Origin of the sequence: Clostridium sartagoforme AAU1, assembly GCF_000401215.1 — a bacterium.
Taxonomy (GTDB): Bacteria; Bacillota; Clostridia; order Clostridiales; family Clostridiaceae; genus Clostridium; species Clostridium sartagoforme.
Window position 1 is genome coordinate 1 of the sequence record NZ_ASRV01000186.1, and the last position, 12134, is coordinate 12134.

Genomic DNA, 12134 nt, shown 5'->3' on the forward strand with positions numbered 1-12134 from the left:
TTTTATTTTTCTTAAACATCCATTTTAAATAATTTAAATCTTTATAAACTTTTATTTTGCTATCCTTTTTATTTATTAATAGCGAATAGTCAAAAGTAAAATCATTATCTATATCTATTTTTTGAATATCACACCTATTTATATGATATATATCTTTATCCTTCACCACTAACTTTAAAGTTGGTATTTCATATATATTTTCAAATCCAAACTTCTTAACTAATTTATGATGAGCTATTTCACTAGGAAATCCTAATATAAAATCATAATTTTTTCTTTTTAACTCTTCATAGACTTTTATTCCAATTTTAGTAGATAATCCATTATTTCTAAACTCTGGTTTAATAAGTAAAGGCATAGATATTCCTGATTTTATAATTTCATTATTTATAACTATACTTATAGGTACAACTGAATAACCACCAATAATTTTGTCATTTTCTACTGCTAAGCAAAAAATTAAATCATCTATAGGATTATTTAAATATATCCATGAAAAATATTCTGCACTTACTTCTTTGTTAAAACAGACTTTATATAAGTCTTTTAATTCTTCTACTATTTCATTAAAATTTTTCTTATCTATAAACTCTACTTTCATTATTTCACCTGCTAAATTTTCTCTTAATAAAATATATGAGTTGAAAATTAGTTAGGTTCTATTAAAAATCTAATATATGAAATTTTTCTTATTTTATTAAATATCCTTTTTATCATATATATTTGAAGTAATAAAATATGATGCTAAAATTAATGTAAATATACAAAGAACAACTAATACCTTTACTATTAATATTCCAAAATTTATATTAGGTAAATATTTCATTAATTCTGTTGAAAATACCATTGGAAAAACTGCTAAAAATACAATTGCTATCCTGCCCTTCTCAAATCCTAGTATTAATTCCAATGGAATTAATATAGCCATCATAAAAACACCTATAGCTATCATTGTATAAATCAATGACCTTAATGAACCAATTTCATTTATTGTAACTATATTTAAGGAAATTAAGCCTGTGTATAGAACTGATGATATTATGGTAGCTATCATTGTATTAATAGCTACAAATATATATCTTGATAATATATACTCTTTTGGCTTTACTGGTAAAGAATATATTAAATAATTCACTTTACTTTTTTCCTCATAAAATGCAGTACTATAACATGTAGCCATTATAAAAAGCGCACCACTAAAAGTTATCATTTGAGGATTTACAGCACCTAAAAATATTCCCATAAAAATTATTAAAGCCATATATTTCTTTAGTGCCAATACTGTTTGAAACTGTAAAAATAATAAATTTAATATTCTTCTCATTTTAATTCCTCCTAGTATAATAAAGCATAATATCTTCTAAAGTTGGTTTTTCGTAAATAACCTCATTTCCAAATATCTCAAAAGCTTCTTTTTTATTTGATGTTAAACCTTCAAATCCAAACCCATTAGCTTTAATAGAAATAAGATATTTTCTTGTTTCATTATCTAAAAGTTCTTTCTTTCCTTTTATTATGGAGTGCTTTTCTAAAATTTCATCTTTTTCTCCATATAATATAACTTTTCCTTTGTATATAAATACAATATAATCTGCGCATTTCTCTAAATCACTAGTTACATGGGTTGAATAAAATATTGTAAGATTCTCCTTCTCCATCTCTTCTTGTAATAACTCTAAAAATTCACTTCTTACAATTGGATCTAAACTAGCCGTAGGCTCATCCATCATTATAATTTTAGGTTTTATAGATAATGCCATTGCTAATTCAAATTGTTTCTTTTGTCCTTTAGATAGTTTTCCATAAACTAAAGTTTCGTTTATATTGAATTTATTGATTAATCTGTTATATAAATTTTCATCCCAATTAGTATAAAATTTAGATACAGAAGTCTTTATATTTCTTAATTTACTTTCTTCTAAAAACCCACATACATCACCAACGAAACCTATTGATTCTTTTACTTTATGATTATCAGAAATATTTTCTCCTAAAACTAATATTTCTCCTTCATCATATTTAATCATATTCATTATAGCTTTTATAGTAGTCGTCTTACCTGAACCATTTGGACCAATAAAGCCTGTTATAAAACCTTCTCTTACTTTTAACTCTTCTATATTCAATTTGAAATTCTTATATTCTTTTTTTAAATTTTTAATTTCAATTGCTTCCACCATTATACCTCCTCATATAAATTCTTAAATATCTCTAATGCTTCTTCTAATGTTAATCCAATAGCTTTTGCAGAAATTATTGCTTCTTCTAATTTGTTCTCAATTTCAAACATAGCTACTTCTTTAAGTCGTTCATTATTTGCCTCTGCTACAAAAGTACCTTTTCCTACAGCAGTTTTAATAAATCCTTCTTTTTCAAGTTCTTCATAAGCTCTCTTAGTAGTGATTATACTTACTTTTAATTCCTTAGCTAATGTTCGTATTGAAGGTAGTGCTTCTCCAGGCTTTAAAGTTAAGTTAATAATTTGGGTCTTTATCTGGCTTTCAATTTGTTCATATAAAGGAACTTGTGAGGAATTGCTAATTAATATATTCAAATTCTCACCTCCAAGTGTGTATGTAGTGTATATATTATCTATATACATATAATAACTTATATACACTTTGATGTCAATATCTTCTAAAAACTTAAAATAAAAAACTGATTTTCCAAGCAAATCAGTTTTTTGTTCTTCTATGTTATTATAATTTTTAATTACTTTTCTTTTACATTTATTGAAATACCTAACTCTTGTAATTGTTTTTCATCTGCTATGTTAGGTGCTTCACTTAAATAACAATAAGCGTTTTGATTTTTAGGGAATGTAATAACATCCTTTATATTTTCCGTTCCAGCTAAGAACATTACCATTCTATCAAGCCCAAAAGCTAAACCTCCATGTGGTGGTGGTCCAAATTTAAATGCATCTATTAAGAAACCAAATCTTTCTTGCGCTGATTCTTCTGTAAATCCTAATGCTTTAAACATTCTTTGTTGAAGATTCGAATCATGTATTCTTATAGATCCTCCACCTAATTCTTCACCATTTAAGACTAAATCATATGCCTTTGATCTTACTTCTCCTGGATTTGTTTCTAACATATCTAAATCCTCATCCATAGGTGATGTAAATGGATGATGTGCCGCATGATATCTTCCTTCTTCTTCATCATATTCAAATAATGGGAATTCTGTAATCCAAGTAAAATTAAATTCATTTTTGTCTTTTATTAAGTCAAATTGTTTAGCAAGCTCTAATCTTAGTGCTCCTAAGCTTTGGAATACTACTGAATTCTTATCAGCAACTATAAATATAGCATCTCCAACTTCTGCTCCCATAGTTTTAACTATTGAGTTTGTAACATCGTCAGTTAAGAACTTAGCAATAGAAGACTTAACTCCATCTTCTTTTAATTGAATCCATGCAAGACCTTTAGCCTTATATGTCTTAACAAATTCACCTAATTTGTCTATTGGCTTTCTTCCAAGATCTGCTCCACCTTTTAAGCAAAGAGCTCTTACTGAACCACCAGCTTCTATTGCTGATTTAAATACTACAAAATCCATATCCTTAACGTCTTCTGTAATATTAGTTATTTCCATTTCAAATCTTAAATCTGGTTTATCTGAACCGTATTTTTCCATAGCATCTTTAAATGTCATTCTCTTTATTGGTAATTTAACATCTACTCCTGCTACTTCTTTAAATACATGAGCTATTAAACCTTCATTCATTTTAATAACATCTTCTTGTTCAACAAAACTCATTTCTAAATCTATTTGAGTAAATTCTGGTTGTCTATTTGCTCTTAAATCTTCATCTCTAAAACATTTTACGATTTGATAATATCTATCAAATCCTGATACCATTAATAATTGTTTGAAAATTTGTGGTGATTGTGGAAGCGCATAGAACATTCCAGGATAGTTTCTAGAAGGTACAAGATAATCTCTAGCTCCTTCTGGAGTACTCTTAGTAAGCATTGGAGTTTCTACTTCTAAAAAGTTATTATCGTCTAGATAATCACGAACTGATTTAGAAATTCTATTTCTAATCATGAATATTCTTTGCATATCTGGTCTTCTAAGATCTAAATATCTATATTTTAATCTTATACTTTCAGCAGCATCTAATCCTTCCTTTATATATATTGGAGGTGTATCTGATTCTGAAAGAATTTTTAAACTTTCACACTTAAGCTCTACTAATCCTGTTGGCATATTATGATTAGGAGCTTCTCTTAAAACTACTTCACCAGTAACTGCTATACAATATTCAGGTCTAACATCTTTAGCTTTTTCAAAAGCCTCAGCATTTATTGCTTCCCCAAATACTATTTGCATTATTCCTGTTCTATCTCTAAGGTCAATAAATTGTAGACCTCCTAATTTTCTATTTCTTTGCACCCAACCCATTAATGTGATTTTTTGTGATACGTTATTTTCTCTAACTTCTCCACACATTAGGGTTCTTTTTAAGCCACCTAAAGCTTCACCCATTTTTTCTTCCTCCTAACTATTTTACAAGTTTTGCTATTTCTTCTATATTATCTAAACTCACTTCAAATTGCTCACCATCACTCATTCTTTTAAGCTTTAGTGTCTTATTTTGAAGCTCGTCATCACCTAAAATTGTAGTAAAGGCTGAACCTATCTTATTTGCATATTTCATTTCTGCCTTTATACTTCTTCCCATATGATTTATTTCTGTCTTTATACCAATAGCTCTAAGTTTATTAGCTAATACAAAAGCACTTGTCTTAGCTGCTTCCCCTCTAGCACCTATATAAAGATCAACTAATCCTTCATTTGGAATTTCTATACCTTCTTTTTCTAAAGTCATTATAAGTCTTTCTAAACCTAATCCAAATCCTACAGCTGGCATTTCTGGTCCACCAATTTCTTCTATAAGCTTATCGTATCTTCCGCCGCCACAAACTGTAAAATCATCATTTAATATTTCAAATATAGTCTTTGTATAATAATCTAATCCTCTAACTATACCTGGATCTACTTTATATTGTATTTTTAAAGCATCTAAATAATTTTTAACTTCAGTAAAGTGAGAATCACACTCTTCACATATATAATCTAATATAATTGGAGCATGCTTAGTTATTTCATTACAACTTTTTTCTTTGCAATCAAGAATTCTCATTGGATTTTTTTCAAATCTAGTTTTACAAATTCCACAAAGATTATCATAATTTTCTTCAAGATATCTTTTAAGTGCTTCATTATATTTAGGTCTACATTTAGGACATCCTAAGTTGTTTATATTTAAACTTAAACTTTTAAGCCCTAATTTTTTTAATGATTCCATAGCTAATGAAATTACTTCAGCATCAATTGAAGCTTCTTTTGAACCAAAAACTTCAACTCCATATTGATGGAATTGTCTAAGTCTTCCTTTTTGAACATTTTCATATCTGAAACAAGGTATTATGTAGTATAACTTTGTTGGCTGAGCTTCATTAAATAATCTATTTTCTATGAAAGCTCTTACTGTTGGTGCTGTACCTTCTGGTTTTAAAGTAATACTTCTATCACCTTTATCATTGAAAGTATACATTTCTTTTTGCACTATATCAGTTGTTTCTCCAACACCTCTTAAAAATAATTCTGTATGTTCAAACATTGGAGTTCTTATTTCTCTTACCCCATATGATTTTGAAACATCTCTTAAAACCCCCTCTACATAATGCCATTTATATGCATCTTGAGGTGGCATATCCTTCGTACCCTTAGGTGCTTGGATTTCCATAAAATATCTCCTCCTATTTAAGGTAAAGTTCATCTAAAAGTTTTATCTTTTCCTCTACCATTTCCTTAATTCTACTTGTGTACTCTCTAATATCTTTAACATTTCCAAATCTTTCAATTCTATTTTCTTCTAGAAAGACTACTTTTGATACGGCATCTGCCCCTAAAGCTATTATAGTTTGCTTATCTTCTATCATTTGTATGTTATATAAGCATTCTTTGCCTTCTTTAGAATAGCCTAAATTCTCCATATTGCCAACCATATTTTTTTGTCTATACATATAATACGGCTCTATATTTAAACTTTTAGCTAAATTTCTACTTACTTCATACATTAATGAAAGTTCATCTTGCTTCTTTATTTGTATGCCTTTTTTTAAAATGAAATTTTCATAAAGAATAGATGCTCTTTTTAAAGATAATCCATGGACAGTTAAACTATCTGGTCTTAGTTTTAAGATTTCATTTGCAGTATATTCTGCTTCTTTTATCCCTTCACCAGGTAATCCTATTATCATATCCATATTTATATCATCAAAGCCTAAATTTCTAGCTAAATTAAATTTATCTATAACATCTTTTGATGTATGTCCTCTACCAATCATTTTTAATGTGTCATCATTCATTGTTTGAGGATTAATACTTATTCTAGTAGTGTTATATTTTTTCATAGTTTGAAGCTTTTCTAAAGTTATACTATCCGGTCTTCCACATTCTACAGTAAACTCAAGTATTTCTTTATCTAATACGAAAGCATTATAAATTTCTTTCATAATATCTTCAAACTCTTCATTATTTACTGCTGTTGGAGTTCCCCCACCAAAATAAACACTTTCTATTTTTAGATTTCTCTCATTAACATACTTTTTCATTTCTCTTATTTCATATGCTAACGCTTCTAAATAAGGATTAACTAATTTTTTATTACTACCTATAGGATTAGCTGTAAAGGAACAATAAAAACATCTTGTCGGACAAAATGCCATTCCAATATAAATTGCAATACTCTTTTCATCTTTATTTACAAGCTCCTGTTCCTTTTTAGCTACTTTTATGCAAAGCTTAGCTTTTTCTTCCGAAGCTAAATGTTTCTTTGCAAATAAATCTATTATTTCCTTTTCACTTTTTCCTTCTTCTAAGTACTTTAAAGCTATTTTGGAAGGTCTTATTCCTACAAGTATCCCCCATGGATAGTAATCGCACGTTATTTCTTTCAATGAAGAAAAAATTAACCTCTTAATATCTTCTTTTATATTTTCTAAAACATTACATTCTCTATAAAAATCATTAAATGAAAATGATATTTTATCTTCTTCTATATTTATTATATAGTTACCATCTTCCTCAAACTTAATTTCGTCAAGTGCATAATATATATTAAACATTTGATATACGTCATATCTATATTTTAAATTATTTAACTTAATCTTTAATTCCATTTATTCTCCTCTTATGCTAGGAAGGGATTTCTCATCCTTTCAAATATAATAGTAGATTTTGGTCCATGTCCTGGGTAAACTTCTACGTCATTATCAAGTACCATAAGCTTAGTTTCTATACTTTCTATAAGCTCATTATAACTGCCACCTAAGAAGTCTGTTCTACCTATTGAACCATTGAATAAAGTGTCTCCAGTAAATACTTTATTCTCTACTAAGTAGCAAGTTCCACCTTTTGTGTGTCCTGGTGTGAATAGTGCTTTAAATGCTAATTCTCCAACTTTTATTTCATCACCTTCATTTATATATTTATATATCTTTGGTAATCTACCAAAAATCCCTGAAGAATCCATCTCCATATACTCTTCGTCTGCTTTATTAAGATAAACATCTACTTTATATTTATCTTTTAATTCTTCTACAGCTCCATTGTGATCAAAATGACAATGAGTTAAAAGAATAACTCCTATTTCAACTCCTAAAGTTTCAATTTCTTTAATTAAATAACTTGCTTCTGCACCTGGGTCTATTACGGCTGCTTTATTTGTTTTTTCATCTATAACTAAATAACAATTTGTTTGCAATGATCCAAGCGGATATGTTTTTACTATCATAGTTATCCTCCTTTTAAAAGTTCTTCTTGCTATCTAACATCAAAGTCACAGGTCCATCATTTTGAATATCTACTTTCATATGGGCACCAAATTCACCAGTTTCAACTTTCAAATTTGATTCTCTTAATAATTCAACAAACCTTTTATATAAAACTTTTGCTTTTTCTCCACCTTCTGCTTCCATGAAATTGGGTCTTCTACCTTTTCTACAATCCCCATAAAGGGTAAATTGAGAAATTACTAAAATTTCACCTTTTACATCCAAAAGTGATAAGTTCATTTTATCAGCTTCATCTTCAAATATTCTTAAGTTAATTACTTTTTCTTTAATATATAGTAAATCCTCTTCAGTATCTTCCTTGGATATACCTATTAGTATATTAAGTCCCTTATTAATTGACCCAATTATCTTTTCATCAACTATAACTTTAGATGATGCTACTCTCTGAACTACTGCTCTCATATACTTACCTCTCTAGTTATTCATTCTATATACATCCATTACACCTTTTAGTCTTCTTATTTTTCTCATAAGCTCTTTTAGCTGCTCAATAGAATCTATTTTTACCTTTATATTTATTACAGCTATATTCCCTTTTGATGATTTTGCATTTAATGCATTAAGAGGTAATTTAGCTTCAGTTATTATTGTCATTATATCTGATAATATACCTATTCTATCTTCTGCTCTAACTTGCATTTCAGCTACATATGCAGTTCCTTTTGAAGCTCCCCATGAAACTTCTACAACTTTTCCATCATCATAGTCTATTAATGCTTTTAAGTTACTACAATCAGTTCTATGAACTGAAATACCTCTTCCTTTTGTTATATATCCAAGTATCTCATCTCCTGGAACAGGGTTACAGCACTTTGCAAATCTAACCATAAGGTTATTTACACCCTTAACTGTTACTCCATAATCATTTGAAGTTGATTTTCTGTTATTGTTTGATTTCTCAGCCTTAGTTATATGATCATCAATTGATTTATTTACAGTTTCTATACTTTGCTTTTCAACTATATTTTCTTCTTTTAATTTAGATATATAAGATGATGCTGCGATTTGACCTACTCCTATTGCAGCATATAAGTCTTCCATGCTATGAATATTATATCTTTTAACTAATTTATCATATGCTTCTCCTTTTGCAATTTCCGAATAAATTACTCCTTGTTTCTTTAGTTCTTTTTCAAAGATTTCTTTTCCTTTATCTATATTTTCTTCCTTTTTAATTTTCTTAAACCATTGTCTTATTTTACTTTTAGCCTGATTACTCTTTGCCATGCTTAACCAATCCATATTAGGACCTTTAGCATTTTTAGATGTTAATACTTCTACAATTTCACCAGTTTTTAAGCTATAATCAAGTGGTACTATTTTTCCGTTGACTTTTGCCCCAACACATCTATTTCCTATATCTGTATGTATTCTATAAGCAAAATCTATTGGAGTTGCTTTACTTGGTAGATTTATTACAACTCCCTTAGGGGTAAATACAAATATTTCATCTGTAAATAAATCTATCTTAAATCCTTCTATAAATTCTTCAGCATCGGAAGTTTCTTTTTGCCATTCAAGCATATCTCTAAGCCAAGCAAGTTTATTTTCAAAGGACTTTTCTTTATCTTCCTGCGTATCCCCTTCCTTGTATTTCCAATGCGCTGCTATACCATATTCCGCAGTTTTATGCATCTCAAAGGTTCTAATTTGTATTTCAAAAGTTTTACCTTGAGGTCCTATCACGGTAGTATGTAGTGATTGATACATATTAGGTTTAGGCATGGCTATATAGTCTTTAAACCTTCCTGGAATAGGTTTATATATTGTATGAACTATCCCAAGTACTCCATAACAATCTTTAACTGTGTTTACTAAAATTCTTATTGCTGTTAAATCAAATATTTGTTCTATACTTTTATTTTTATTAACCATTTTTTTATATATACTATAAAAATGTTTTGGCCTTCCGTCTATATCAGAATCTATTTCAGATTCCTCTAATTTATTATGTAAATCTTCTATTATTTCCGAAATATAAGTTTCTCTTTCTACTCTTTTTTCTGCTATTTGCTTTACTAAATCATAATATTCTTCTTCATGTAGATATCTAAAAGCTAAATCTTCAAGTTCCCACTTAATCTTGGATATACCTAACCTATGAGCAAGTGGAGCGTAAATATCTAAAGTTTCTTTTGCCTTTTGTTTTTGTTTTTCCTTTGGCATGTATTTTAAAGTTCTAAGGTTATGTAGTCTGTCAGCTAGCTTTATAATTATTACCCTAATATCTTTTGCCATAGCTAAAAGCATTTTTCTAACATTATCAGCTTGCTGCTCTTCTTTTGTCTTATATTCTATTTTACCAAGCTTTGTAACTCCTTGAACCAAGTATGCAATTTCTTCATTAAAAATATTTTTTATATCATCATATGTATAATCCGTATCTTCTATAACGTCATGCAAGAGCCCTGCTACTATTGTACTTGTATCCATACCCATCTCAGCTAATATTTCAGCTACATCTATAGGATGAGTTATATACGGCTCACCTGATTCTCTTTTTTGGTTTTTATGAGCATCACATGCTAAATCATGTGCTTTTTTTACTATGTCTGTATCTATGTTATTACAATTTTCATTTATTTTTTGTAATAGGCTTTCATACATATGGGTAATCTCCTTCGATTAAGTCTAAAATAATTGGCTGGTTTTAACAACCAGCCATTTTCTTTTATTATATAATATTTAATTTCATATTTCAACAATATTAGAACTCATAATCAACTAATGACATAACTTCATATTTTTCAAGTTTATCTCTTCCTCTTAAACCTGTAAGTTCAATAGCAAAATCTAAACATATTACTTCTCCACCAGCCATTTCTACAAGTTTTGCTACTGCATCAATAGTACCACCTGTAGCTAACAAATCATCAACTATAGCAACTCTTTGTCCTTTTTTTATAGCATCTTTGTGTATTTGTAATGTATCACTACCATATTCTAAATCATAAGTTATTGATACTGTTTCTCCTGGTAATTTCCCTGGTTTTCTTACTGGAACAAATCCTATCCCCATAGCATATGCAACAGGTACTCCATAAATAAATCCTCTTGCTTCTGGTCCAACTATTAAATCGATATTCTTATCTTTTAAATGCTCCACCATTTTATCAATTGAGTACTTTAATGCCTCGCCATCTCCAATAACAGTTGTTATATCCTTAAAGCTTATTCCTTCCTTTGGGAAATTTTCAATTACTCTTATTCTTTCTTTTAGATCCATGATAAATCCTCCATTACTAAAATTATAAACTATACAAATATTATACTACAGTATTTATTAAATTAATTATATAGTTATCCTAGATTTATTTAAATATTTAGTTATTTGTTCTGCTCTATCTTTTTTATTGGTGGTTAAAAGTTCTATAATTATACGTGCATTATCCATCATTCTAACTACATTTATTGTAGGAGTAATAACTTCTATTATTTTTAATATGCACTCCTCATCCATTTCCACTATATTATAGTGATCCATAACCGCTCTTAATCCATAATTATTAGTATTAATTAAAAATTTTCTACCTTCTTTTAAAATCACACCATTTTCACCTTTTAAGGGTACTTCTGCCCATTGTTCGCCTATAAGTATTAAATCTAAATACTTATTTATACTTTTTATGTTATAGTATATTGCAATTGCTTGCATCAATTTAAAGGTCAAACCACTAATAGATAAATTTTTATACCTATACTGGCAACCTTTTTGATTTGGATTTATGTATATGTAATTTCTTTCAACGTTAACTTCTTTATTTTCCAAAACTATCAAATCTATCCCAAGATCCCTACAAAGCTTTTCTTCCTTTTCTGAGCTTAAATCTATACCTAATGTTATTAAAAGCTGCCCTCCTAGAAAACTGACATTATCAATTATATCTTCTGAGGTAATTCCTAAACTAGAATCTTCGTCATGAATTATATATTCTATATCTGCATTTAAATATTTTAATACTAAACTTAAAGATGCTATAGCACATAATCCATCTACATTAGGTATTCCATAAATAACTATCTTCTTTCTATTATTTATAGCCTCTACCATATGCTCAATAGCTTTATTCATATTTTTAAGTATAAAGGGATTATATCCAGTAATATAATTTGGACTATAAATACTCTCCCAAAACTTACGCATTATAAACTCCTCCATAAAACTTAAGAAAACACATATATTATAATGTAAAATCTCCAATATTACAAATGTTTTCTAAGAAAAAAATAATAAACCTCCAAAATATTTCGGAGGTTTAA

Annotated in this window: 12 protein-coding genes; all 12 read right to left on the reverse strand. The window is 28.4% G+C overall.

Annotated elements, in window-relative coordinates; translation table 11 throughout:
* A partial coding sequence (locus tag A500_RS14880; protein ID WP_016208390.1) for a GNAT family N-acetyltransferase occupies nucleotides 1–601 on the reverse strand: 601 nt, incomplete at its 3' end.
* A gap of 96 nt (nucleotides 602–697) precedes the next feature.
* Complete coding sequence (locus A500_RS14885) at nucleotides 698–1324, reverse strand: ABC-2 transporter permease (protein WP_016208391.1); 627 nt, start codon at nucleotides 1322–1324, stop codon at nucleotides 698–700.
* Between the two features lies 1 nt (nucleotide 1325).
* Nucleotides 1326–2177 (reverse strand): ABC transporter ATP-binding protein, encoded by an 852-nt coding sequence (locus A500_RS14890; RefSeq protein ID WP_083935707.1) that lies wholly within the window; start codon nucleotides 2175–2177, stop codon nucleotides 1326–1328.
* 2 nt (nucleotides 2178–2179) lie between these two features.
* Nucleotides 2180–2554, reverse strand: a complete 375-nt coding sequence (locus A500_RS14895; protein WP_016208393.1) for a GntR family transcriptional regulator — start codon at nucleotides 2552–2554, stop codon at nucleotides 2180–2182.
* Nucleotides 2555–2712: 158 nt separating this feature from the next.
* Nucleotides 2713–4497 (reverse strand): aspartate--tRNA ligase, encoded by a 1785-nt coding sequence (gene aspS, locus A500_RS14900; RefSeq protein ID WP_016208394.1) that lies wholly within the window; start codon nucleotides 4495–4497, stop codon nucleotides 2713–2715.
* Nucleotides 4498–4513: 16 nt separating this feature from the next.
* Nucleotides 4514–5761, reverse strand: coding sequence for a histidine--tRNA ligase (gene hisS, locus A500_RS14905; protein WP_016208395.1), 1248 nt, complete (start codon nucleotides 5759–5761; stop codon nucleotides 4514–4516).
* A gap of 13 nt (nucleotides 5762–5774) precedes the next feature.
* On the reverse strand, nucleotides 5775–7199 hold the full coding sequence (locus tag A500_RS14910) for a coproporphyrinogen III oxidase (protein ID WP_016208396.1): 1425 nt from the start codon (nucleotides 7197–7199) through the stop codon (nucleotides 5775–5777).
* A gap of 11 nt (nucleotides 7200–7210) precedes the next feature.
* On the reverse strand, nucleotides 7211–7813 hold the full coding sequence (locus A500_RS14915; protein ID WP_016208397.1) for an MBL fold metallo-hydrolase: 603 nt from the start codon (nucleotides 7811–7813) through the stop codon (nucleotides 7211–7213).
* 13 nt (nucleotides 7814–7826) lie between these two features.
* A complete protein-coding gene (gene dtd / locus A500_RS14920; protein WP_016208398.1) occupies nucleotides 7827–8276 on the reverse strand; it encodes a D-aminoacyl-tRNA deacylase in 450 nt (149 codons plus the stop codon).
* A 12-nt stretch (nucleotides 8277–8288) separates the two neighbouring features.
* Nucleotides 8289–10481, reverse strand: coding sequence for a RelA/SpoT family protein (locus A500_RS14925; RefSeq protein ID WP_016208399.1), 2193 nt, complete (start codon nucleotides 10479–10481; stop codon nucleotides 8289–8291).
* Between the two features lie 100 nt (nucleotides 10482–10581).
* Nucleotides 10582–11100 carry an adenine phosphoribosyltransferase gene (locus tag A500_RS14930; RefSeq protein WP_016208400.1) on the reverse strand — a complete coding sequence of 173 codons (519 nt, stop codon included), beginning with the start codon at nucleotides 11098–11100 and terminating at the stop codon, nucleotides 10582–10584.
* Between the two features lie 66 nt (nucleotides 11101–11166).
* Nucleotides 11167–12018 carry a DHH family phosphoesterase gene (locus A500_RS14935; RefSeq protein WP_016208401.1) on the reverse strand — a complete coding sequence of 284 codons (852 nt, stop codon included), beginning with the start codon at nucleotides 12016–12018 and terminating at the stop codon, nucleotides 11167–11169.
* Nucleotides 12019–12134 lie beyond the last annotated feature (116 nt).